The organism is Calditrichota bacterium (assembly GCA_020637445.1).
In the GTDB taxonomy this organism is placed as follows: Bacteria; Electryoneota; RPQS01; order RPQS01; family RPQS01; genus JABWCQ01.
Genome location: JACJVZ010000002.1, coordinates 638,079 through 662,097, shown reverse-complemented (window position 1 = coordinate 662,097; position 24,019 = coordinate 638,079). Strand labels below are relative to the sequence as shown.

The following is a 24,019-nucleotide window of genomic DNA, read 5'->3' as shown; positions in this document are numbered from 1 at the left end:
ATAAGGGCTTAGCATGAAAATTGGATTCGTCGGACTGGGAAAAATGGGCGGCAATATGGTCGAACGGCTGCTGCTTGGGGGACACTCCTGCGTCGTCTCAAACAGATCACAGGCACCCATCGATGTGGCTGTCTCCAAGGGGGCAATTGGAGCCACAGATTTAGCTGACTTGGTCGGCAAGTTAGAAGGTCAGAAAGTTGTTTGGCTGATGATTCCCGCAGGCGCGCCCGTGGATGATTCGATCGCCGAGCTGAAGACACTACTCAAGCCCGGCGATGTCATAGTCGACGGAGGCAACTCCAATTTCCGCGACTCTATGCGTCGCGGCGAGGAGCTGAAAGCTCACGGCATTCACTTCATGGACGCTGGCACATCGGGCGGAGTGTGGGGTTTGCAGGTCGGATATTGTTTGATGGTCGGCTCGAGCAAAGAAGCCTTTGCGGTCGTAGAGCCCGCTCTAAAGACACTCGCTCCCGAAAACGGCTATTTACGCTGCGGTGAAACAGGATCGGGACATTTTGTCAAAATGGTTCACAACGGCATCGAATACGCAATCATGCAATCCTACGCCGAAGGATTCGAATTGATGCACCGCGGGCCGTTCCCGATTGACCTCCCCGCTGTTTCCAAGGTCTGGGAACACGGCAGCGTCGTGCGTTCTTGGCTGTTGGAATTGGCTACACTCGCGCTCGAAGACGATCCAAATCTCGAAAAAGTCAAGCCGTGGGTCGCCGACAGCGGAGAAGGACGGTGGACGGTGCACGAGTGTGTCGACTATGCGGTGCCTGCCCCCACGATTTCCGCGGCACTCTTCGCGAGATTCGCTTCACGCGATGAAGAGGGTTTTGGATTGCGACTTTTGAGCGCGCTGCGCAATCAATTCGGCGGTCATGCAATGAAACTGGAAAAATGAGCGATACGAAAACAAATCCTTTCCGCAGCGGGATGCTGATGGAACATCCCGCCGATCCGTGTGTGCTGATCATTCTCGGCGCGACGGGTGATTTGGCGCAGCGCAAGCTGTTTCCGTCCTTGGCTCATCTCGTGCGCGAAGGCCGCATGTCCGAGCAAACTCAATTCCTCGCGGTGTCGCGCAAGGAAATGAACCTCGACGAGTTTCGTACTGAAGTCATAGAGAACGCCAAGAAGCTCGCACCCGGGTCGATTCCCGACGACGAATTTGCTCGCAGATTCGCCGAGAGAATTTTTGTCGTCGAAGATTCGGCGAAGGACGGCAAGTACGACAAACTCCGCTGGCGGCTGGGCGAAATGGAAGGCGCCGGCGGACCGCGCAATCACTTGATGTATCTCTCGATTCCTCCGACCGCGTACGAATCGAACATCGCGGCGTTGGGCGCAGTCGGAATGGCCGAACCGGAGCCCGGCGCATGGAGCAGGATCATTATCGAAAAACCGTTTGGCCGTGATTTCGAGAGCGCGGAAGCTCTCAACTCTGCCGCCGCAGCGGTTTTTCGCGAAGATCAGATTTACCGTATCGACCACTATCTCGGCAAAGAAACCGTACAGAACATTTTAGTTTTGCGTCTTGCGAACACGCTGTTCGAACCGATATGGAATTTGCGTTACGTCGACCATGTTGCGATCACCGCCGCTGAAGCCCTCGGCGTCGAAGAACGCGCGCAGTATTACGAAGAGTCCGGCGCACTCCGCGACATGATCCAGAACCACTTGATGCAGATTTTGGCGATGGTGGCGATGGAGCGTCCCGCCAGTCTTTCACCCGAAGCGATCCGCGACGAGAAGCGCAAAGTGCTCGAATCCGTGCGGCCGATTCGCGAAAAGGACGTGCCCAATATCGCAGTACGCGCTCAATATTCCGCCGGAGCCGTCGCCGGAGCGCCGGTCGCGGGCTATCTCGACGAACACGGAGTCAATCCGAATTCACGCACGGAAACCTATGCCGCGCTGAAACTCAATATCGACAACTGGCGCTGGAGCGGCGTGCCGTTTTATTTGCGCACCGGAAAACGTCTGGCCAAACGCGCCACGGAAGTCGCGATCGTATTCAAGAAAGTGCCGCACATGGTTTTCGATCAGTCTCCGGTTGACCGGCTCGAACAAAACGTGTTGGCGATTCGCATTCAACCCAATGAAGGCATCAGCCTGAAATTTGAGGCGAAACTTCCCGGCTACGCGCTGCACGTGCGTCCCGTGGACATGGACTTTCGTTACGGCTCGTCGTTCAGCGGCAGGCTGTCGGACGCGTACGAACGACTGTTGCTCGACGCGATGATCGGCGATCAAACGCTCTTTGCGCGACGCGACGCCGTCGAAGAAGGCTGGCGCATCGTGCAGCCCGTGCTTGACGCATGGGCCAACGACACGAGCGATCCGCTGCCGCAATACGTGGCCGGCAGCTGGGGGCCGAGCGAAGCTGACGTTTTGCTCGCCGCCGAAGATCACAGATGGAGAAAGCTATGAGCGAGATCACTCCGCTCGCACCTCAGCACGTCGTCGACGTGGCGAAGATCGAAGAAGAACTCGAACTCTTATGGCAAGAAGCCGAGTCCACCGATCAACCGATCACGCGCGCGACCGCTTTCAATCTTGTCATCGTGTGCAATCACGCTTCGCATGAAGAAGCCCGCGAGTTGATACCGGAGCTTGCGCTCGTGCATCCGACGCGTACGATTTTGGTATTGCTGAACGAGTCCGCGCCGACGGCACAGCGCGCGTGGGTGACAGCGCACTGCCGCAAACTCGAAGGCGAGAACCGGCAAATTTGTTCGGAAGCGATTATTCTCGAGATCGACGGCGAGTCGGAACTGCGCGCGTCGTCGTTGATTCATTCGCTTTCGCTCGGCAGCCTCGCCACGGCGGTGGTCTGGCACCATTCGCTTCCGTTGTCTCACAAACTTCTGAAAACTCTCTGCACGTCGACCGAGCGCGTCATCACTTGCACGACGGACCACCTTGCTCCCGCCTCCACACTGAAAGAGTGGTTTGAACTTTACGAAAGCGTGCCGCGTGATTGCGTCGTCACGGATTTGTTGTGGGCGCATCTTTCCGGATGGCGTGGTGCGGTAGCCGAACTCTTCGACGAATGTCCTCCGCACGGCGAACTATGCGAAGTGCGTGTACATTCTTTAGGCACGAAGCTCACGTGCGGCGCGCTCTTGACCGCCGCATGGATTGCTTCGACTTTGGACTGGGAGATTGAAAGTGTTTCCCTTCTCGGCAGCCGGCCTACGATCATTTGCCAGAATGACAAAAGAATCGTCTTTCATCTCGAAGGCGGAAGCGCTCCCGCGGGTATCGAATTTCTCTTCAAAAATGACATAGCGGCCGCCGTGATCCGCGAAGACGACTTGTTTACGCTCACATGCGCCGGACACAAACACGCGGCGCACGCGCGTCAAGCGGACATGCTGACATTGTTGGCGCATGAGCTTCACGCGTGGGGACGCGATCCGCGTATGGACAAGAGTGTCCGCATGGCTCACGATTGGCTGCCAGAACTGCTTTTCTCATGAGCCCAGAAGTTATTTATTGCGAATATCCCGAAGACGTCGCCGAAGCCGCGGCGGCGCTTTTGCAGGAATTGCAGTTCGAAGCGATTGCCGAGCGCGGAACGTTTCGCATCGCGCTTTCCGGCGGCTCAACTCCCGCCGCGCTCTTCAAATTACTTGCGGAGAACGATTGGTCCGAAGAGATGGACTATCCTAACTGGGAAGTTTTTTGGGTCGATGAACGCGCGGTGCCGCCGACACACAAAGACTCAAACTACAAACTCGCGCACGATTTGTTCTTGAGCAAAGTGAATATCGGCGACGCGTTCCGCATGAACGGCGAACACGCGAACCTCCAAGAAGCCGCCGATGAATACGCGCGCACACTCAAGAGCAGATTCTTGCCGGAACCCGTGGTTTTTGACGCGGTGCTCTTGGGAATGGGCACGGACGGACACACGGCCTCGCTGTTTCCCGGAACACCCGTGCTCGAATCGGGCGCGTTGGTTGAAGCCGTGGAAGTGCAAGGCAACTCAATTCCCAAACGCTTGACTTTAACGCTCAGAGTATTGAACAGCGCTCGTGCCGTGATTTTTTTGGTCACCGGAGAAGACAAAGCCGCCCGTCTGCGCGAAGTCTTGATCGACAACAATTACAAACTTCCGGCAACCAGAATTGAACCCCGCGACGGAAGCCTGATTTGGATCATCGACGAAGCCGCCGCGAGCGAACTAAGTACTTAGAGTGTAGGGGCGGAAGGCGTTCCGCCCGCAATGCGCAAACGAAAGAGGCGACCGCAAGGCCGCCTCTTTTCTATTTGCTATTTTCTATTTGCTATTTGAAGAGGAAGTACACTCCGCCCCACGGACGAATCTGCGCGTCTTCACCGTCCGGCATGTACGCCTTGACGCCGAGATTCACTTGCACGATGTCGACGTCGAGTTGAATATTGCCGTCAAACATCGGCGCTTCGAAGTACGGGAAGAACTGATCTTTGACCAAAGACTTGAGCGTATTGTCGTCAAAGGTCGCGTTGACGATGTGGTTGCGTGCGCCGCCTTCAACACGGAAGCGGTAGGTCGGTCCGCTCAAAATTGTCCAGCGCAGCGCAATAGATTGTTGAAATACGGTCATGTTCATCGTGTTGTCTGCAATGGCCGTGACACCCGGATTTGCTTTGTATTCATATGACAGGTCCGGCTCCAAGTGCAGCCCCGCGCCAACGGTCAACTGAGTCTGATCGGAAAATTTCACGTTCGCGTTGCCGTCGAGTTCGTACGCGCTGTTCATCGTCCAATTCCACTGATCGGTCACGGGCTGTCCTGATTGCGACAACACGTCTTGCGTGAACTGATAACCGCTTTTATCCGGTCCCGGCCAAATCGCCGCCGCGCGTCCCCACACGCCGATGCGTTTCCCCGGACCGTAAGGCGCAAGTTTGTCGAGACCCGCTTTCACCGCGAGTTCGTAGTGTCCCAAGTCCTGCGTGGACGATTCATCGAACTTGTCATCCTTCCACCCCGCTCGTACGCGATCCCAAAACAAATTGTCTTGATAGTACGCGCGCAAACCGCCGAAAGCAAAAAGCGAGCGGTCCCATGCGGGAATGTACATCACTTCAGCCGACGTCGCGAGGAACCTCGCCGAAAGCGAATCGGTTTTCCACGGTGCGATGTCGGCGGTGAATCTCAAACCCACTCGCGAATTGATTTCCTGCCGTCCGGCGATCCATCTGTCCCAAACTCCGAATTCCCATTCATTACCCGCGGCAAACGACAGACGTCCGCGCGACGACTCGCGATGCGACATGGAGTATCCGCCGCCGAGCATTCCGAGCGCGTCGCGGTAGTATAGTCCGCGCGGAGTTTCCAAAAGTTCGCTCGGCACAAACACCGTGTCGTGAATCACGACGGGGTCTTTTTCCACCGTTACGATTTCCGGCACGAACACCGTGTCGCGCTGATAAATAATCACCGTATCATATTTCGACGGTTCAGGTCGCGGAAAACTCACGCGCGTCGAATCAAAATTCCACAGTCGGATTTGCGCGCCGTTGTTCGTAAACTTGAAATATCCTTCCACCATATCGCCGCGGTAGCCGCGTGTCAATCTCTCTTGCAGTCCCGCGAGCAGTCCGTAGCTGAGCGCTTTTCCGCCGCGGCTGATAATCGCCACGGAATCGAACACGCTGTGGTACTGCCGTCCTTCATAAACCTCCGTGTTCGGCGGAAGTTTGAACGAACGCAGGAGCGAATCGAGACGCTCGCTGATCGGCTCAAGCCTAAGCACTCTGCCCGTCGGATAGAGCACGAGAGCGTCATTTTGATCGAACCCGTCATTCAAAAGGTCCGTAATCATCACACGTTCAATGGTCTCACTTCCCAAGAACAACTCGTCGCGGATCACTTGAATCTGCCGTGGATCCGTCACGTTTTGCTGGGTTACGAGTTTGAAGTCCACCTCGGCAAACACATTCATCGTCATCATCAACGCCGCGTACGCGGCTAACAGCCATCTCAGTTGCTTCACTATTCTCCCCCTAACAGGGCTTGATATTTTTTCATTTCGTCCCACTGTCCTTTTGAACGGTAAGACGTCACCAAAATCTCATAGGCTTTTTTGCGTTGGTCCGGCGTAAGCGGATAGGCCAGCGCGCGTTCGGCGTTCTCGATGGATTGTGCCAAGTCATTGGACGCGATCTGTGCAATCGAAACAAATCCTCCGCCCTGTCCTTCCCACGGCACCTTCGTGCTATTCAAGAAATACTCCAGCGCTCCGCGGCGGTCACCGTTGGCCACCAAATCTTGTCCGTAAGCGTAGAGCATGCGCCCGTAACTGTCCTGATAGTCTTTCGGGCATTCCGCGCCCAAACGGTTCACGACTTCGCCGAGCCTTTGAATACCTTCGGTTTTATTGCCGTGGTTGTACGTCACAAGCGACAGCCGCCACGTCAGATAGTCGCGCGCCTTGATCGTCCGCGCTGCTGAAATTCCACCCACGTAGGCTTCACGCGCGGCGTTCCAATCCTCCTTCGCTTCCGCGGCATAGGCCGCGTCGCGGTACTCCGCCGCCGCAATTCCGCCTTCATCCCACTTCATCCAGTCAATCGTCTTCTGGATTTCCGCGGAATCTTCGGGCGTCGCGTTTTCTTGCGCGAGCGTGTACATCTTCAGCGCGTTGCCGTCTTGATAGGTTTTCAGATACGCTTCGGCAAGATATAGCCTGTACGTATTCGGAATCGAATCCTGCGTACCCGTCACAAGCTCTTTGATGCGCATCGCCTGATCGAATCCGGTGATCGCCTTGTCATATTGCTTGGCTTGAAACGCCGCGTAGCCGTAGGCGAACCACAGATTGTCTTCGCCTTGACGTTCGTTTAGAATTTCACGGTAGAGCGGCAGCGACTTGTCCCAATCTTCCATTCTGTCATAAGTTGCCACCAACCACAATTCAATCTCTTTCATCTCCGGCTGTTTGGCCAGCGCACGCTCGAAATTTTTCGCGGCGGACTTGAAAGACGACATCGCGCGTTTGCGCGTGTCGAGTTCTTTGGAAGACTTCGTCGTATCCCCCATCGCCTGACCGATCAATCCGAACACTCCGCCGCGCGACTTCATCGTCGTATCCGTTCCCGACGAGCGCATCGCGTTGGCTTCTTTCAGAAATTCTTCGCCCGCGTTGAAATCTTCCTTGCCGTGCTCGAACAAAGAGGTCGCCTGATCCTCGGTGCGTTCACTCCCGAATAGCAGTTTCGCCAGCGAGTCCGCTTCCTGCTGCGACTGCTGATCCTGCGCCAACGCCAGCGAGCCCGCCATAAGGATAGCGAGCAGGTATGTCATCGTTCTATTCATAGTCATCCTTCTGATCTCCCCCCAAAATCTGCGTAGCAGTTTTGGGGGGACTAAGGGGGGCTTCCGGCAAAGCCACTCCTGTTTCCATCAAAATGTTGTCAATCACAGAGTTTATGTCGTTTGCAATATGTCTGTTCCCAAATCGAATCACGCGAATTCCTTTTTGCCTAAGATATTCTGTTCTTCGTTGGTCATGCTCGATTTGTTTTTCGTCAGCATGCGTGTCGCCGTCCACTTCGATTACAAGTTGAGCGTCTTGTACAAAGAAGACTACGACATATGGACCAATTGGATGTTGACGTCGCACCTTGAAACCAAGTTGCCCTCCGCGCAGTCTCTTCCAGAGAATTTTTTCAAACGGCGTAAGACTGTGCCGTAAAACGCTTGCGCGGTCCCAAGTGACCTTTTGTATGTCAGCCCATTTGCGGCGCATTAAACTTTCTCCAGAAGCCCCCCTTAATCCCCCCATTTTTGCAGACAAAAATGGGGGGAGACCGGAACTACCGTCCCGCGAGCTGAATCCCCTTGCTGCTCATCCAGCCTTGAAAGACCGAATAGAAGTTACTCGTGGTTTGCTCGGTGGGGCGGTCGCGGACTGCTGTTATGGAATTCACTTCGCGTCCCACACGGGTGACGCTGCCTAAGCCGAAGAGCTGCGAACGGCGCTTGAAGTCGGAGTCAGCCAGCAAAATTCCTTGATCACCGCGCGACAAAAATACTTTCAACTGTCCTTCGACTTCGGAATACTGAATGAAAATATCCCAACCACCGTATGTCGTGATGCCCTTCAAGTCGCCCGCTTCACTCTCCATATAGGCCATCAACACCGGCGAAAACGATCCCGGATTCGCGCGCAGCCAATCGAGCAAACCGGAAAGCTCGCTCTCGCCCACAAGGTCATTGCCGAACGTAATCGATTCGCTCGTGCCGGGACCCGCTTGACGACCGACCGACGATTGAAAATCCTGCTCACCGCGCGCAATGCCCGGAGTTTTTGAGGTGGCAAGTTCGTCACCGCGCGACAAGCCGACCGCGGGCTGTTCCGCGCTCGGCAAATTCAAATCGGGTCCCGTGTAGCTGGGAGTCAGAGCCGGTTGAAGATTGGGCGCACCCGCTCCTTTATAGACACGTCCCGCCTGCTCCGTCGGAGCGGGAATAGCTGCCTGAGGACGCGACTCCCCGGCCTCGGCGCGCGTCGTGATAATATTCGGCAGCGGAGACGCCGTCGGCGAGAGCTTCGTTTGCGGACGATCTTCCGGCGGTGGATCGAAAAGTTCGTGTACCATCCCAAATTCCGGTTTGTCGAGCGACGGCTCATTGACCACAATTTGCGACGGTTTTGATTTCACTTCCGTCGGTGCAATCACGGGCGACGGCGTCGCACGCGGAGCGACTTTCGCTTGTGAAATGGGAATGGGAATCGGCTTAGGCTTCGGCTTTTCGCGCATGACCAGAATTTCTTCAAGGTCAATATACATGAGCCAGTCATACTTCTCGGCCAGTTCCCGCAGCGGAACTCCCGGAAGATTGAGCAGCAGCACGGTTGTCAGAAGCACCGCGAGCACCCGAATGCCGATTAGATAATGGCGTTCGGTCACGGTATGACGTCCTCCGCAAGCTGCGCAGGCTCAAGCGCGATGGAAACTGGAATGTTGTGCTTGCCGCACGCCTGCAAAATTTGAACGGGACGATCCCACACCGCGCCGCTGTCCGCGCGTAAAATTACTTTGCCGTCCGGCTGCATTTGCTTGTAACGTTCGACAAATGCGTCCGTCAGCTTGAAGAGCACGGAGTCCGCTTCCAGCGAGTCGGCCAAGAGCTCTCCGGAAATTTCCACCATCCCCGAGCGCTTGACGTGGATGATGAGCTCTTTCTCCACTTCAAGATACGGTTCGCCTTGATCATAGTTGTTCGGCAATTTCAGCGGAACTATCTCTTCCGGAGCGATTACGGTCGTCACAATCAAGAAGAGAATGATGATGAAGGCAATATCAATGAGCGACGTCGTCGCTTCTGCAAACGGTTCTGATTTTCGCACGCTATTTTCCCCCGGCCAAGTCTTCACGCACGTTCGCCAACAAGCTATTCAGCATGTGGCGTCCAATCACGCCGAACAGCGCGACGATCAGACCGCACACGGTGGTCACCATCGCGACGTACATACCCCCGGCGATGGATTGCATCGAAACCTGTTCGACGAAAGTTTGTTCGCTGAAGACCTGCACCAGACCAACGACCGTTCCCAACAATCCGGACATCGGCGCCGCGGCAATCACCAGATCCAAGAAGATGTACTTATTCTGCAAACTCTCGATTTCGAAGTTAATCGCGGATTGCAGGGTCACTTCGTCCGCCAAATGGCTGACTTTCTTGCGCAATTCGGTCTGGAACCCGGGCCGTTTGTAACGGATATAATAGAAGATCGTGATTCCAAGGCCGATAAAGAGCAGCAGACCCTGAAAGAAGTAGATCAAACTGTCGAAGGCGCCGTACAAAACAATCTGCGAACCGATCTTTTCACTCATCGTCACTTCCCGCGCGGCTTGCGGCTGGGCGGCGGCGATGACCGTATAGAGCAGGGTCATGCCGAGGGCTGCCAAAGTCACATAGCCAAAAGCGGATTTATTCATGCGTTGCAAAGTTTTCATCCGATAACATCCTGAGGGTTTGGGTGGTCGGGGGGAACTGGTAAACCTTTGATATAACAAGTAATATAGCATCGTTTCAAGGAAGTGTCAACACTCGGATAGCGGAACTTTTAAGCTCTTTGCACTCCCCGTGCCGCGACCTAATAGGTTGTGACTTCGCAACCTCTTGATATGATTGAACCTCACCACAAGTTTCATTGACTTTACTTGACATTCCACAAGGGAATACTTAACTTCCTGAGTTCACAAGACAAAGCACCAAAACCCGAACGAGAAATCATGTTATCCCGCAGACTGATCACCGGTTTACTCCTCGCCCTCTTTGCGACCCTTTGGGTTGCCGGATGCCAGAGCCCTGAGGCCAGCGCGCAAAAGCTCTTTGCAGAAGGCAAGTACCAAGAGGTAATGAATAAGTACCCGGACACTCAAATCGCGCGCCGGGCTCGTGCGATGATTGCCGAGAATTTGCTGGAAGAAGGCAAATACCAAGAGGTACTTGAGAAGTACCCCAATACCCGTGCGGCCTTCCTTGCACACGAAGAAGAGGCTAAGAACCTCTTCAATGAGAAAAAGTACCGGGAAGTGATTGATAAATTCCCCAACAGTCAATTGGCAACCGACGCCGAGCGGATTTTGGCGGAAGACCTGTACAATCAGGGTCCCACGATGTTTGACTCGTTGGTGGCCACCTACCCGAATTCTCCCAAGGGGAAAGAAGTGAACGAGGCTCGCGCCACGGAAGCGTTGGAAGCGGCCAAGAAACTTCGCGGCGAGAAGAAGGTTGAGGCCCTGCAGGATATTATGCGGAAATACACTCAGACCGCGGCCTATCGTGAAGCGGCGAATCTAATGCGTGACGTCCGCAAGAAATGACCTCGCGTAAGACGCACTACCTCGCGCTCCTAATCCTCTTCCTCTTTGTGTTGGGCTGCGCAACTCCGGCCGAGCGTGCGGAGAAGCTCTTCAAGGAAGGCAAATACGAGGAAGTCATGGAGCGTTATCCGCAAGAGCCCGCGGCCGGCAAGGCCAAGGAAGCTCTCGCGACGAAGCTCTTGAAAGAGGGTGACTACGAACGCGTGATGAAGGACTTCGCTGATACGCCGATGGCCTACGAAGCTCGCGTCCGCTTTGCCGAAAAGCTCGTGGAAGACGGTAAATTCGAAGAAGTGTTGGACAACTACTCGGATACTCCGGCAGCGATCAAAGCTCGCGAACAGGCGGCGCAAGCGCTCTTCGACGCGGGGCGTATTAGTGAGGCGGCACGTGATTATCCGCAAACTCCGGCAGGATCGCGGGCGCGTGACGAACTTGCTCGCGCCGAATACGAGCGGATAAACACCTTCAAGAGTCCCAAGGAGCGACACGCCGCTCTCGAAGAGTTCATTGCAAATTCGCTTTACGCCGGTACCGGACCTGCGGCGCAAGCACAAATAGATCTCGCCAAGATGGACGGTTTGAAAAACCTCGGCAACTACTGATTTGAATTGAAAAATAGAAAAGGCGGCCCGATTGGGTCGCCTTTTTTCTGCCATTGGAATTTAGAATTTTCAATTGGGGATTTTCCGAATCCTTTATCCTTTATCCTTCATTCCCCCGTGCCCGTCGCCCGCATAGACCTAACCGCCCTCGCGCAGAACTTTTCCGCGCTCGCTGCTCGCGTTGCGCCCAAGCAAGTGCTTGCGGTCGTGAAGTGGGATGCTTACGGACACGGCTTGCTCGAGTGTACCAAAGTTTTGAATGACGCGGGTGCGTGGGGCTTTGGAGTGAGTTCTCCTGCCGACGGAGTGAAATTGCGCAAGGCTGGAATCACCAAGCCTATTCTGGTGATGACCGACTGGGTTGGCAAACCGGAAAAGCAATTCACGGATTACGATCTCTCGTTCGCCGCGACGTCGTGGTACAAAGTCGAGTATCTCGAAGCGCTCTCGAAAAAAACCGGCAAAGCAATTTCTACTCACCTGAAATTCGACACGGGCTTGGGCAGAGTCGGCATTCACCACAAGAAAAATGTCGAGACACTTGCCGAAATCGCCAAGCTAAAACACTTAAAGCTCGATGCCATCTACTCGCATCTGGCCTATGGCGGGACGCACGACCGCGAACGAGGTCTTGCACAAATTCAAATCTTCAACGAGATCATAAGAAATGCAAAAACCGCCGGACTCAATCCGGCGGTGACACATCTCGCAAATTCTGCCGCGGCGTTAGCATTGCCTGAAGTTCCGGGCGATCTCGTGAGAACCGGCATCGCGCTCTATGGACAGCCACCATCTCCAACGGTCGCGGATATGCTCCCTTTGAAATCCGTGATGACGTTATGTGGAAGCATCACCAATGTTCGCCGCATCAAACGCGGTCATGGATTTCCGTCTCCGCATTTTTGGAAGGCGCACTACGACGGCTGGGGCATCGAAACCGATGTGGGTTTTGAAACCGGCTATCCACGCACGATGGTTGGCGCAGCGAGTGTTCTCTATCGCGGAAAGCATGTGCCGTTAGTAGGCGTGATGTCGCGCACAAATTCGTACGCCTTCGTCACCGGAGAAAAACCCAAGATCGGTGAAGAAGTGGTCTATTGGGGAAATCAAGGAGATGAAACAATCTATCTCTACGAACTTGCCCCCTTCATCGACGCGCTTCCCTATGAACTGACAACGTGGCTAAATCCCAAAGTTCCGCGCTCCTATTCCCACCCGGTCCTCCGGGGGGGCTAAGGGGGGTCAAGCGTCACATCTCTTCAAGATTGACTTCAACTGCCAACACCGCTTCTTCCGTCTGGTCAATCAAATCCACATTGACCATCACGGTGCCGAAATCATCGACATGGAAAATCGGTGTGAACTTTCTCCCGAACGTGATTTCATCGAAACGGTATGAGTTGCGCGTATGCACGGTCTGCGAAAACGTGTCATCGTAGCCGCGAATCAGAATCATCACTTCCGCTTGTTTTGCCGCAAGCGCATCGCTGTCAAGTCCCCACAAGGGACTTGTTTCGTCTATGGGATGCACAATCGTCCACGGCAGCGGAAAAAAGAAAATAGAAGGACGTTCGAGCGGCAGCGCGGCGAATCTTCGCATGACTTTTCCGTTGACCGTTTCCACCCAACTCATAATCGCATCCGCCGTCAGATCTATCATCACATTCGAGCGTTGGTTCACGACCCGAAACATCAGCGCGGTTTTGTCTTGATAGGGCGAAACAATCGCCATGCTCGAAAACAAAATTCGCGCGGTTGGTCTGGAAAACCGCGCAAACAAAAGTCCCGTCACAAGTGCGAAACACAACAAGCCGAACAAGGCTTCCGCCGACGAAATGAAACCGCCCAAGAGATCACGCGGCGCAATTGCTCCATATCCGACCGCGCTGAAGGTCTGCACACTGAAAAAGAAATCGTACCAGAAGGCCTGCCACGGCGGACATTCGGGAACACCTTGCAAATGGCCCGTACCGGTGAAGAAATAAATGGACGCAAAGAGCAGATTGGTTCCGAGCAGGAACGCCGCCGTCCACAATAAAAAGTCCCGCCACGAACAGGTGACGAGATATTGATAGAGGTGCAGTCCCTCGAACCGTTTACCGAAACGGCGGACATTGAAGCTGCCGTCATGCTCAATCGCGCGACGCAGCTCCCCGTCCACCTTCTGCGAAAGTCCGGGATCATACTCCGGCGATCTGAAGCGACTTCTGTTAAACGCCATGTCTAAAAGAGTTGACGCGCAATTCTTCCTCTTTCCTCTTTTCCGCCGTTGTGGGTCTCCAGACCCGCAATGTAATCTGACTTCTGTCCGCCGTTGTGGGTCTCCAGACCCGCAATGGCTTCAGCCTTCATCCTTTGACCTTATACCCCGCGCCTTCCACAGCCGCAGTCAACGTCGCGCGATCCAGTTTATCTCCGTCGACCACAGCGGTGCCGTTGTCCAGATTCACTTCCACGCCGCTCACTCCGGAGACTTTCTCCAGCGAATCCTTGACGTTCTTCACACAGTGCGAGCAGTTCATGCCCTCGATATTCAATTGCAGTTTGTCACTCATAGTCACAGGCGCGGCTCCGAACCGCCGTTTAAGTTTGAAGAAGAAATGTCGTAACACATAGTAAGTCAGCACCGCCGTCGCCGCCAGCTGCCACCACTTAGCGCCGTGGTCGTGCAATTGCGCGGGGAGGTTCACGGTGAGTGGAGTATTTGCCAAAAGAAAATCAAGCCCCAGCCCGAACAGCAACGCGAAGCCCGCAATCGCCGTCAGATAAACCGCGAGCACTTTTGAACCCAGCGCGCGCGCAATCACGAGCATCGTCGCGGCATTCGTCGCGGGTCCCACCATCAAAAACACAAACGCCGCGCCCGCCGAAATCCCTTTCGTCATCAGCACGGCCGCAATCGGCACCGAGGCCGTCGAGCAAACATAGAGCGGCAAGCCGAACAGCATCATCAAGAGCATCGCACCGATGCCGCCGCCCAGTTTTCCCGCGAAGAAATCATCGGGCACCGCAGTCGAAATAACTCCCGCCACCAAAATTCCCACGACGAGCCAGAACGCAATATCGCCCAACAGTTCCTTGAAGGCGAAGTGATACGCATCTTTGAGTTTTTCGCGCATTGGCCGCTTCGCATCGGCTTCGGCCAGCGCATCTTCGGAGTGCAAATGATGTTTCATCCACTCTTCTTCGCGCGCGCCGGGTTTGACGAGCATCACCGCGAGTCCCCCGAGCACGCCGCTGATGAATGCCGCAATCGGACGAAAAATCGCCAGCGCCCAACCGAAAAATCCGTAGGTCACAAGTATCGAATCAACTCCGGTCTGCGGAGTAGAAATCAAAAACGACACCGTCGCCGCACGCGAAGCTCCGCGCTTGCGCAGGCCAACACCTGTCGGAATCACACCGCACGAACAGAGCGGCATCGGCACACCGAGCACGGCGGCCTTGAACGACGAGATCAGATTCTCCCCGCCCAGATGCCGGCCGACGGCCTTGCGCGGCACGAGCGCATGCAAAATTCCCGCGAGCATAAACCCGAGCAAGAGATACGGTGCCATTTCCAAATACAGCACCCAAGTTTCTCGCAAATACTCAGTTAGCACGGGCAACTCGGCGTTCTGCCTTCATATTTCATATTTCAAACTTCATATTTTGACTTTCAAGGTAGAGAATCTTCCCTGTAAATTCAACTCCCACCAAGCCATAGGTCAACTTCGAGGTTGCAAATCAGACTTGAATTTGCTATATTTCATAGATATTCCATGAATTCCGGCACTTCCCTTGACTGACTTCCTCTCCCGTCTTAAAGCCTCTATCGACCGCGCTGGTTCCCCGCTCTGTCTGGGGCTCGACCCCGATCCGGCCAAGATTCCGGCAAAATTCGGCGGCGGCATCGTCGGCGCGCAGAAGTTTCTCGAAGAGATCATCATCGCCACGTGGCAGAAAGTCGCAGCTTTCAAGCCGAACACGGCATTTTTTGAGGCCTACGGTTCGGGCGGCTGGCTGATGCTCGAAAGACTGCGTTTTGATTGTCCCCCAGATGTGGTCTGGCTGGTGGATGCCAAACGCGGCGACATCGAACATACCAACGAGTTTTACGCGAAGGCGATCTTCGACGTACTTGGAGCGGACGCAGTGACCGTTCAGCCGTATCTGGGTATGGCCGCGCTCGAACCGTTCTGGCGGCACAAAGACAAAGGCGTGTTCGTGCTCTGCGCAACTTCCAACGCAAGCGCATCTCTAATACAACAGTTGGACACCGGCGAACGCCTGCTCTATCAGGAAGTCGCGCACCAAGTCAAAGCCGCCAACCTGAACGGGAATATGGGCTTGGTAGTAGGTACCACAAAACCCGAAGCGTTGGAAAGTGTTTTGAGCATCGCTCCCGAACTTCCGCTCCTGATGCCCGGCAGCGGCGCACAAGGCGGCAGCATGGACGTCCTGAAAAAAGTTCAAGCAGCCAACGGCACGGCACTGATCAACGTCTCACGTTCCGTGCTTTACGCGTCGAACGGAAACGATTGCATCGATGCCGCGGTGACGGAAGTGGAGAAGTTGCGAAAGAGCATGGCGTAGCACTCCGGTCTCCCCCCGCGCCGCGCGGGGGGAATAAGGGGGGTCTTTGAAATCCGCACCACTGTTTCAAAGCGCAACGCGTCAGCACAATCAGTCCAGCGGCACGCTGGTCTCCCCCCGCGCCGCGCGGGGGGAATAAGGGGGGTCTTATGGCTGACCGATACTACGAAGATATACCCGACAAGAACTGGAAGAATGCGCGGGCGATGCGTTCTAATCAAACGCCCGCCGAAAAAGCGCTCTGGAAGAAAATACGCGGGAATCAACTCGGCACAAAATTCCGCCGCCAGCACCCTATCGGAAAGTACATCGTCGACTTTGTCTCGCTTGACGAGAAGCTCATCATTGAAGTTGACGGCGATACGCACGCGGATGACAGTACTCACGCATACGACGAAACCAGAAGTGCGGTTCTCGCTCGATATGGTTTCCGAATTCTAAGAATCGGCAACAGACTAATTCACCGTTCGATCGAATCGGCGCTCGATCAAATCGTAGAAGCGCTTAAAGAACCCCCCTTAGTCCCCCCGCAGCGCAGGGGGAGATGAGAATAAAAACTCTGATCAACTCGTTTAGTGTGGAGTTTCCCAATATGTTCTGCACAAAATGCGGTAAAGAACTTAGCGACGACACAAAATTTTGTCCGGCCTGTGGGTCGGCAATCGGCGCGGCCGCTCCTGCGGCAGCCCTTTCGCAAGCTGCACCGGCCGCCGTACGACCTGAAACCAAAAGATATCACTACGGCGGCTTTTGGATTCGCTACCTTGCCTTCTTGATTGACCAACTTGTCATCGGAGTCGTGCTGTTCGTCTTCGTGATGATCGGTCTTTTTCTCAATGCGGGCAGCATCATGGCCTTAAGCAACCTGACGGACTTGGAAGATGCCGATCCCGAGATTATCATGAGCGTGATTCTCCCGTGGATTTTGATCGGGCTCATCGCGACGGTTGCTCAATGGTTGTATTATGCGCTGATGGAAAGCTCCGCTTCTCGCGGCACGCTGGGCAAGATGGCGCTCGGACTGCAGGTTATCGGCCGCGATGGCGGCACGATATCTTTCGCCCGCGCCACGGGCCGCTACTTTTCGAAGATCGTCTCCAAATTTATCTTGTATATCGGTTTCTTCATGATCGGCTTCACGCAGAAGAAACAAGGTTTGCATGACATCATGTGCGACACCTTTGTGGTCTATCAACGCGACACGCTCGATTACGAATGACCCAAGACCAGGCACTCGCACTATTGCGCGACTGCGGCGCGTTTCTCGAAGGACATTTTCTGCTTTCGAGCGGCCGGCACAGCGGAGTTTATGTCGAAAAGTTTCGATTGCTGGAACATCCCGACCTAACTGAGCAAATCGCGGGCGCGATTGCCGAGCATTTTCGCGAAGCAAATGCCGAGATTGTCGTCGGACCGTTGACGGGCGGAGTGCTGGTCGCGCATGAAGTCGCCAAAGCACTGAAACTTCCCATCGCCTTTCCTGAAAGAGTCGACGGCAAAATGGAGTGGCGGCGCGGGTTTCAAATCAAATCCGGGCAGCGCGTGCTGATTTGCGAGGACGTCGTCACCACCGGACTCTCGGTCGGCGAAGTCGTGGCAGCCGTCAAACGCGAAGGCGGAAACGTCGTAGGCATCGGCGCTCTGATTCAACGCGGCGACACCGACCTTGCTCCGACTCCTTTCGCCGTCGTGACGCTCTCGCTCGACTCCTATTCAGCCGAAGAGTGTCCGCTCTGCAAGGGAAACGTTCCTCTCGCCAAGCGCGGCAGCAGAACGTAAGAGTTAATCATGCATTGTACAACCTGCGGCACCGAAATTCCCAAAGGATCAAATTTCTGCTCTAAGTGCGGCGTAGAAGTAAACTCCAGCGGCCGTCCCGTGGTTGTCGTACAACAAAAGCAAGAGCGGTTGTGGAATCCCGGCGTCGCGGCGGTCCTAAGTTTCTTTTTTCCCGGCGTGGGCCAAATTTACCGCGGCAAAATTCTGCGCGGCTTGATTTGGATGGCCGCCGTCGCGGTGGGATATTTCATGCTCTGGATTCCCGGTGCGATCTTACATCTCATCTGCATCATCAACGCCTACGCCGGCAATCCCTACAAAAAATAGCTTTCGCCGAGCGGGGATTTAGCGCAGCGGTTCCCCGCCGGAATCTGAAAGTTGTCGCGACCTTTCGTTCTCTTTTTGCCATTTTCTATTTTCAATTTTGGAGTTTGACCCATGTTCTGTCCACATTGCGGTAAACCCAATCCCGACGACGCGCAGTACTGCTCCGTTTGTGGGCGCGAGTTAAATGCGCCGGCACAGCAAGCCGCCCAAGAGGAGCAAAATAAGTCGCTCAACGTCGCGCCCGTTCAGTACGCCGGATTTTGGCGGCGTGTTTTGGCGGTGATCATAGACGGCCTGATCATCTCCATCGTCAGTGTTCCGCTGACATGGAAATTCAAATTCGATGGCTTCACGTTGAGCTACGGTTTCGGTATGATCATCCAGTGGCTCTACTTCTCACTGTTTGAAAGTTCGTTTAGGCAAGCCACAATCGGCAAGATGGCCATTGGAATTGTGGTCACGGATGAAAGCTACCGCCGCATCAGTTTTGCGCGCGCCTCGGGTCGCTATTTCGGAAAGTATTTGAGCGCGATCATTCTTGGCATCGGCTTCCTGATGGCAGCCTTCACCGAAAAGAAGCAAGCCTTGCACGACATTCTGGCTGATACGCTCGTCGTTCAAAAGTAGACCGTTTTCCTCTTTCCTCTTTCCAATTTCCTCTTTTGCAGATATCGGTATTAGCTTCCGGTTCCAAAGCCAACGCCCTTTTTCTTCGCGACGGCGAGACTCGCATTTTGGTTGACGTGGGTCTCGGCATTCGCGGGCTGATTTTTGCCCTGAACGAACTCCGTGAAAAGCCCGAGCAGATCAGCGCCGTATTCATCACTCACGAACACACGGATCACACTCGGGGACTCGATAGTTTGCTCAAAAAAGCTCAGTGTCCGGTGTATGCTACGGCGGGTACCTTGACCGCGCTTTCGCCGGGATTCATGCGCAAGCAAAAAGCCTTTCCCATGAACGGCAGCACGGTCGACGTCGGACCGTTCACGGTGCGTGCGCATTCGGTGTCTCATGATGCCGCCGAACCCGTAGCCTATTCGATTCATTGCGGCAACGAAACCGTCACCGTCGCAACGGACTTGGGCGAAGTCTCGCCCGAACTTCACACGGCCTTCACGGATTCAACGATTGCGGTCATTGAGAGCAACCATGACGAAGAGCTTTTGCGCACGGGTCCCTATCCTGAGCTTCTGAAGATTCGCATTGCGGGCAGCACGGGCCACCTTTCCAACCGGCAAACGGCGGAAGTATTGCGTGCTTGTCAAGAACGGCAAATGAAACACGTCGTGCTTGCCCATCTCTCCGAGGAAAACAACCATCCCGATCTGGCCCGCGACAGCGCGCGCACGGCACTGGACAATCCCGAAATCGCCGTGCACCTCACCGCACAAAAGACCGTGGGACCGATACTGTTGGTTTAGTTTTCACTGATTACCGTGCAGTCAGGAGTTCTCCCCTTCTGTCATCCTATGTAAGGAACTACTCAAAGCACTCGAAGACCGGAGAGTCTCCGACAAGATGTTCACCGTCTACATTATTGCCAGTCATTCCCGCAGACTTTACACCGGAATAACGAACAATATCGGAAATCGGATGTTTCGGCACAAACGCGGCATAGGCAGTATTTTCGCGGCCAAGTACAATATCAATAGATTGGTGTACTACGAGCGATATCAATACGCATGAGACGCTATTTCACGAGAAAAAGAAATCAAGACCTTCTACCGGGAACGAAAACTGCGCATGATTGATGAGTTTAATCCCGGATGGATTGACTTTGCGGAAAGCTGGTTCACTGAAGCACAATTGAGCGAGCCGCTTGAATAGATCCTTACAGAGGATGACAGAAACTCAGAGCAGAATTTTCATCAACTCAACATAACAGAGGATTCGCCATGAAAACTTTGATGATCGTGCTGATCGCCGCGGGCATTGCCTTCGCGGGATGCGGCAAGGCCGACAAGACCGCGGACAACGCGGCGGCTAAAACTGAAATGAAAAAAGACGAAGTCAAGAACGAAACGGAGCAAGCCAAGCCGATGTCTGATACCCCGAAACTTGAGAAGTGGCCCGCCGATTACCCGGTGGATGGCGACAGCGTCGCCGTGATTGAAATCGAACAAGATGGCGGCCCGATCAAGGGCACGATCGTTTGCGAGTTTTATCCCGACGTCGCTCCGAACCACGTGCGTAACTTTAAGTGGCTGGCCGATCACCACTACTATGACAACGTGATTTTCCACCGCGTGATCAAAGGCTTCATGATCCAAGGCGGCGATCCCACGGGCACGGGCCAGGGCGGTCCGGGCTGGAATGTAAATGCGGAGTTCAACGATCGTCATCATGAACCCGGTACGCTCTCGATGGCACGTACACCCGATCCGAACAGCGCGGGTTCGCAGTTCTTCATCTGCCACGTCGCAACACCGCATCTCGACAAACAGTACACCGTGTTCGGCAAGACCATCAAAGGCATGGAAATCGTCGATCAGATCGCCAACACCCCGGTTCAGGGCTCCGCTCCGGTCAACAAGGTCTACATGAAATCCGTCAAGATCATGAGCCGCAAGGACGCCGGTCTGTAAGAATAGCACGTCCAAGGGCTTAGGTCTCTTGCCAGATGCCTACTCTATTAAGAGTATTGGCGCCGAAAACAGATTGAATCTGTAATATTTTTTATTGTCGATAACAGCTTGCACCATTGGTGCAAGCTGTTTTATTATGTATTATAGACGAGCATCGTGTGTACAAACGGCAAATTGTGATTAAATCGGGAGAAATCAAGATGAAACGATGTCAAATTTTTTGGGGGCTGGTGGTCTGCCTGTGTCTGAACATGTCAGCAATGGCAGCAAACACCGAAGATCAACGAAATCCGAATGACCCTCTGGATCAGGGCGGAGATGTGTGCTCCACAGCCTTTCCGATCACGTCCCTTCCCTTCTGTGACATGGGCACAACGTCCGGATACAACAACGACTACCCTGTTCAGTGTCAGCCAAACTCAAACGCCCGCGATGTCGTGTATACCATGACTCCAAACACGACGTCTGTTCTGACCTTTTCGCTGTGCGGATCATCCTTTAACACGGCGCTCACTATTTGGCGAGGTTGTCCCAGTCAAGGCGGCGTGTTGGTCTGCTGCAGTGATGACGTGTGCGGTGATGATGCTTGCTGCTCCGGTGTTACCGTGGCGCCCGGCAGCACATACTACATCGTGGTCGACGGCGGTCTCGGGCCGAACAACTTCGGGAACTACGTCTTGAATGTCGTTCAGGGCGCGGACGTATGCCCCAACACTCTTTGTGACAATAGCTGTCCGTTCGAAAGTCGCGACTACGAGCCTTCAAATGACACCTGCGCGACGACGACAGCGAATATCACGTGCAACGACACCCTTTGCGGCGTGATTTCGGATCCCGGCGACCGCGATTGGTACCGCATCAGCTTCACGCAGTTCCCATGCGCAATCTTAAACATCGGCATTGCCGGAAATGACGCAGCGGGACATTCCACCTTCGGACAAGGTTTGCAGCCCAGAGTTTCACTATGGAATTCCGATTGCACGACGATGCTGATGCAGGATGAAACAGGGATCCCCGGCGGCTTTGATGCATACATAGAGTCAACGTGTCTGCCTGCCGGAACGTATTACATTCTCGTCGAAGGAGTCAACACGTCCGGTCCGTACGAACTGTGGGAGTGGTGCGCGCAATGTGCGTGTCCCGAGTGTCCGTATCCGAGTCAAGACATCGAAATCAACGACGTCTGTTCAAGCGGCGGCGGCATAGTCACATGCGGCGACACGTTGTGCGGATTCGCCGAACTTGCCAGAAATGACTACTACTATCTTGACGTCTTCGGCAACGGTTGTCAAAACGTCACCATCGACATTTTCGGCGGCAGTACACCGGGCTACTATCCGTTCGGCCAAGGGTTGGATCCCGCGATATATCTCTACGACATAAATTGCAGCTCACTTGTCGCGTCGGACTTGAACAGCGGAGTCGGCGACGACCCGCGTGTAACAGTTTGTCTCGAGCCGGGACTCTACAGATTGCTGGTGACCAGCGAATTCCCCGCGGGGAATTCCGGGCCGTACATCATCGCGACCTCGTGTGAGCCCTGCGAGTGCCCCGCGACCTGCGACTATGAGAACCGTGACAACGAAGGGATCAACAACTCTTGCGGAACCAACAATCCGCAGATGGTTTGCGGCGACACACTATGCGGCGACATCAGTGCCGTCACCGACGCCGATTGGTATCTAATCTCCGTCCCCGGTCCCGATTCGATGCTTCTAAAGATCGACGTTTTCGGTGATGACACGCCGGGTTGGTATCCCTTCGGCCAAGGTTTAGATCCGATGGTACGCGTCGCGGACTTGGGTTGTGTGAATATCCTCGCGACCGACACTGCGGGCGGCGTCGGAGAAGATGCGCATCTCGAAATCTGTCTGGCTCCGGGAATCTACCACATCATGGTTCAAGAGGAAGATTTCACAACGGGTCCATATATTCTGGCAACATCGTGCGAACCATGCGCGAGCTGTCCTTATCCTGATCTCGACGTGGAACCGTTGAATAACACCTGCGGAACAAGCAACGAACTCTTGCACTGCGGTGACGGAGTCTGCGGCGAAATCGTCGGTGCCGCGGCTCCCGATCAAGATTGGTACATGCTGCAGGTCACAGAATGCACTCAGCTTTTCTTGAATGTCTTCGGCGACGATACGCCCGGCTGGTATCCGTTCGGTCACGGTCTGAATCCCGCGATTGAACTTTGGACCGGCGACTGCTTGACTGAGCTTGCCGTCGATCTGAACAGCGGCGCAGGCGAAGACCCCGAATTGGTTACCGCCTGCCTCGAACCGGGACTCTATTTCATAAGAGTCTACGGCGAAAACGGCTCGCAAGGGCCATACATTCTGTTAATCGGATGTGAACAGTGTGAGTGCGGACCTCCGTGCACGCTCGAATGTCCGACGAATGCCTTGCACGAAAACGAACCGTGTCCTTCGTTTGTCGACACGACCGATGGCGGCTGCGATTCTCGTTACACAGAGTTCCTGCCGTTGCGCTGCGGAGACATCTATTGCGGAACGGGCTACTCTGATCCCAACTACACGGACTCCGATTGGTATCACCTCAGAATTGAAGACGCTCCGCAGCAGGTGCGCCTGTGTGTCGCCAGTGAATTCGACGGCTATCTGACGATCTTCACTCGCGGTCCGAGTCTGGACGATCCGTGTCATCCGCGCGACATCGTCGATTGCAGGTTAATCGTCGGCTGCCAAGGGACACAGTGTCTCTCCGTTTGCTTGCCGGTCGGAGAATACAACGTGTCGTTTGCACCGACCGGATTGACTCTGGTGAATTGCTGGAACTATATTCTCGCCGCGGCATGCTCGCCGTGTGAACCCGTGGTTTGTGAAGCGCCGGACAGTTTGGTGATTCACTATCCGGACTCGCTTTCGGGAGCCGACTCGCTCGTGAACGTCGTGCTCTATTGGCCGCCGGTTCCGGGAGCGGACGAATACCGCATCTATCGTACGAGCCAAAACAACAACCCGGTGATTGTCACTCCGGCCAACTACATCGCCTCCACGGTGGATACGTTCTTCATTCACCAGAACATTCTGAGTTTCGGAGTGGAAGAAGTCTACATTTATCAGGTGGTGGCCTATTGCCGCTACAATCATCCGCCGTGCGTAGATTCGCCGGCCGCGGCTATTAAACCGATCACACCGAGTCTTGTTGTTCCCAAAGAATAACAAAACCGAGCGCTAACGAACAAACGGGGCCGTTTTACGCGGCCCCGTTTGCATTTCCGCTCGGGAGTTTGCATATTCGGTCTGCCCCTCGCCTGTGGGTTCCTCGTTCATATGG

General features: G+C 54.6%; 24 protein-coding genes and 1 pseudogene. 17 read left to right on the top strand and 8 right to left on the bottom strand.

Annotated features, from left to right (window positions below; all coding sequences use genetic code 11):
• Nucleotides 1-13: 13 nt before the first annotated feature.
• Genes gnd through pgl form a run of 4 tightly spaced genes read left to right on the top strand, consistent with a single transcriptional unit; the run spans nt 14 to nt 4,213 of the window.
• The gene (gene gnd / locus H6507_10680; protein MCB9369563.1) at nt 14-913 is read left to right on the top strand and encodes a decarboxylating 6-phosphogluconate dehydrogenase; all 900 of its coding nucleotides are present in this window, start codon (nt 14-16) and stop codon (nt 911-913) included.
• Nucleotides 910-2,442, top strand: coding sequence for a glucose-6-phosphate dehydrogenase (gene zwf / locus H6507_10675; protein MCB9369562.1), 1,533 nt, complete (start codon nt 910-912; stop codon nt 2,440-2,442). Before gnd ends, zwf begins: the two co-directional genes overlap by 4 nt.
• Nucleotides 2,439-3,494 carry a glucose-6-phosphate dehydrogenase assembly protein OpcA gene (locus H6507_10670; protein ID MCB9369561.1) on the top strand — a complete coding sequence of 352 codons (1,056 nt, stop codon included), beginning with the start codon at nt 2,439-2,441 and terminating at the stop codon, nt 3,492-3,494. Before zwf ends, H6507_10670 begins: the two co-directional genes overlap by 4 nt.
• Nucleotides 3,491-4,213, top strand: coding sequence for a 6-phosphogluconolactonase (pgl, locus tag H6507_10665; GenBank protein ID MCB9369560.1), 723 nt, complete (start codon nt 3,491-3,493; stop codon nt 4,211-4,213). Before H6507_10670 ends, pgl begins: the two co-directional genes overlap by 4 nt.
• A gap of 91 nt (nt 4,214-4,304) precedes the next feature.
• On the opposite strand, the gene H6507_10660 is transcribed toward pgl, so the two are convergent.
• The 6 genes from H6507_10660 to H6507_10635 form a co-directional block, all read right to left on the bottom strand.
• Nucleotides 4,305-5,999 (bottom strand): hypothetical protein, encoded by a 1,695-nt coding sequence (locus H6507_10660; protein ID MCB9369559.1) that lies wholly within the window; start codon nt 5,997-5,999, stop codon nt 4,305-4,307.
• Entirely contained in the window at nt 5,999-7,321 is a 1,323-nt protein-coding gene (locus tag H6507_10655) for a hypothetical protein (protein ID MCB9369558.1), read from the bottom strand. The genes H6507_10660 and H6507_10655 overlap by 1 nt, the downstream gene beginning before the upstream one ends.
• On the bottom strand, nt 7,314-7,754 hold the full coding sequence (locus H6507_10650; GenBank protein MCB9369557.1) for a DUF559 domain-containing protein: 441 nt from the start codon (nt 7,752-7,754) through the stop codon (nt 7,314-7,316). Before H6507_10650 ends, H6507_10655 begins: the two co-directional genes overlap by 8 nt.
• A 67-nt stretch (nt 7,755-7,821) precedes the next feature.
• A complete protein-coding gene (locus tag H6507_10645; protein MCB9369556.1) occupies nt 7,822-8,919 on the bottom strand; it encodes a hypothetical protein in 1,098 nt (365 codons plus the stop codon).
• Nucleotides 8,916-9,359, bottom strand: a complete 444-nt coding sequence (locus H6507_10640; protein MCB9369555.1) for a biopolymer transporter ExbD — start codon at nt 9,357-9,359, stop codon at nt 8,916-8,918. Before H6507_10640 ends, H6507_10645 begins: the two co-directional genes overlap by 4 nt.
• A 1-nt stretch (nt 9,360) precedes the next feature.
• Complete coding sequence (locus tag H6507_10635; GenBank protein MCB9369554.1) at nt 9,361-9,969, bottom strand: MotA/TolQ/ExbB proton channel family protein; 609 nt, start codon at nt 9,967-9,969, stop codon at nt 9,361-9,363.
• A 279-nt stretch (nt 9,970-10,248) separates the two neighbouring features.
• Here H6507_10635 and H6507_10630 point away from each other — a divergent pair, with 279 nt between their 5' ends.
• The 3 genes from H6507_10630 to alr all read left to right on the top strand — a co-directional run bounded on the left by H6507_10630 (nt 10,249) and on the right by alr (nt 12,683).
• Complete coding sequence (locus H6507_10630; GenBank protein ID MCB9369553.1) at nt 10,249-10,842, top strand: hypothetical protein; 594 nt, start codon at nt 10,249-10,251, stop codon at nt 10,840-10,842.
• A complete protein-coding gene (locus H6507_10625) occupies nt 10,839-11,447 on the top strand; it encodes a hypothetical protein (GenBank protein MCB9369552.1) in 609 nt (202 codons plus the stop codon). Before H6507_10630 ends, H6507_10625 begins: the two co-directional genes overlap by 4 nt.
• A gap of 117 nt (nt 11,448-11,564) precedes the next feature.
• Nucleotides 11,565-12,683, top strand: a complete 1,119-nt coding sequence (alr, locus tag H6507_10620) for an alanine racemase (GenBank protein ID MCB9369551.1) — start codon at nt 11,565-11,567, stop codon at nt 12,681-12,683.
• A 13-nt stretch (nt 12,684-12,696) separates the two neighbouring features.
• On the opposite strand, the gene H6507_10615 is transcribed toward alr, so the two are convergent.
• A complete protein-coding gene (locus tag H6507_10615; protein ID MCB9369550.1) occupies nt 12,697-13,668 on the bottom strand; it encodes a hypothetical protein in 972 nt (323 codons plus the stop codon).
• 127 nt (nt 13,669-13,795) lie between these two features.
• Nucleotides 13,796-15,049: an SO_0444 family Cu/Zn efflux transporter gene (locus tag H6507_10610; protein ID MCB9369549.1), complete on the bottom strand. Its 1,254-nt coding sequence runs from the start codon at nt 15,047-15,049 to the stop codon at nt 13,796-13,798.
• 178 nt (nt 15,050-15,227) lie between these two features.
• Here H6507_10610 and pyrF point away from each other — a divergent pair, with 178 nt between their 5' ends.
• The 10 genes and pseudogenes from pyrF to H6507_10560 all read left to right on the top strand — a co-directional run bounded on the left by pyrF (nt 15,228) and on the right by H6507_10560 (nt 23,904).
• Nucleotides 15,228-16,022, top strand: coding sequence for an orotidine-5'-phosphate decarboxylase (gene pyrF / locus H6507_10605; protein MCB9369548.1), 795 nt, complete (start codon nt 15,228-15,230; stop codon nt 16,020-16,022).
• A 149-nt stretch (nt 16,023-16,171) separates the two neighbouring features.
• On the top strand, nt 16,172-16,570 hold the full coding sequence (locus H6507_10600; protein ID MCB9369547.1) for a DUF559 domain-containing protein: 399 nt from the start codon (nt 16,172-16,174) through the stop codon (nt 16,568-16,570).
• Nucleotides 16,567-17,241, top strand: coding sequence for an RDD family protein (locus H6507_10595; protein ID MCB9369546.1), 675 nt, complete (start codon nt 16,567-16,569; stop codon nt 17,239-17,241). The genes H6507_10600 and H6507_10595 overlap by 4 nt, the downstream gene beginning before the upstream one ends.
• Complete coding sequence (locus H6507_10590; protein ID MCB9369545.1) at nt 17,238-17,801, top strand: orotate phosphoribosyltransferase; 564 nt, start codon at nt 17,238-17,240, stop codon at nt 17,799-17,801. Before H6507_10595 ends, H6507_10590 begins: the two co-directional genes overlap by 4 nt.
• 9 nt (nt 17,802-17,810) lie before the next feature.
• A complete protein-coding gene (locus tag H6507_10585) occupies nt 17,811-18,128 on the top strand; it encodes a zinc ribbon domain-containing protein (protein ID MCB9369544.1) in 318 nt (105 codons plus the stop codon).
• 111 nt (nt 18,129-18,239) lie between these two features.
• Nucleotides 18,240-18,755, top strand: a complete 516-nt coding sequence (locus H6507_10580) for an RDD family protein (protein ID MCB9369543.1) — start codon at nt 18,240-18,242, stop codon at nt 18,753-18,755.
• A 35-nt stretch (nt 18,756-18,790) separates the two neighbouring features.
• Complete coding sequence (locus H6507_10575; protein MCB9369542.1) at nt 18,791-19,552, top strand: MBL fold metallo-hydrolase; 762 nt, start codon at nt 18,791-18,793, stop codon at nt 19,550-19,552.
• 97 nt (nt 19,553-19,649) lie between these two features.
• Nucleotides 19,650-19,958 (top strand): annotated as a pseudogene (locus H6507_10570) (GIY-YIG nuclease family protein).
• A 167-nt stretch (nt 19,959-20,125) separates the two neighbouring features.
• Complete coding sequence (locus tag H6507_10565) at nt 20,126-20,716, top strand: peptidylprolyl isomerase (protein MCB9369541.1); 591 nt, start codon at nt 20,126-20,128, stop codon at nt 20,714-20,716.
• Nucleotides 20,717-20,916: 200 nt separating this feature from the next.
• The gene (locus tag H6507_10560) at nt 20,917-23,904 is read left to right on the top strand and encodes a hypothetical protein (GenBank protein ID MCB9369540.1); all 2,988 of its coding nucleotides are present in this window, start codon (nt 20,917-20,919) and stop codon (nt 23,902-23,904) included.
• Nucleotides 23,905-24,019: the final 115 nt, after the last annotated feature.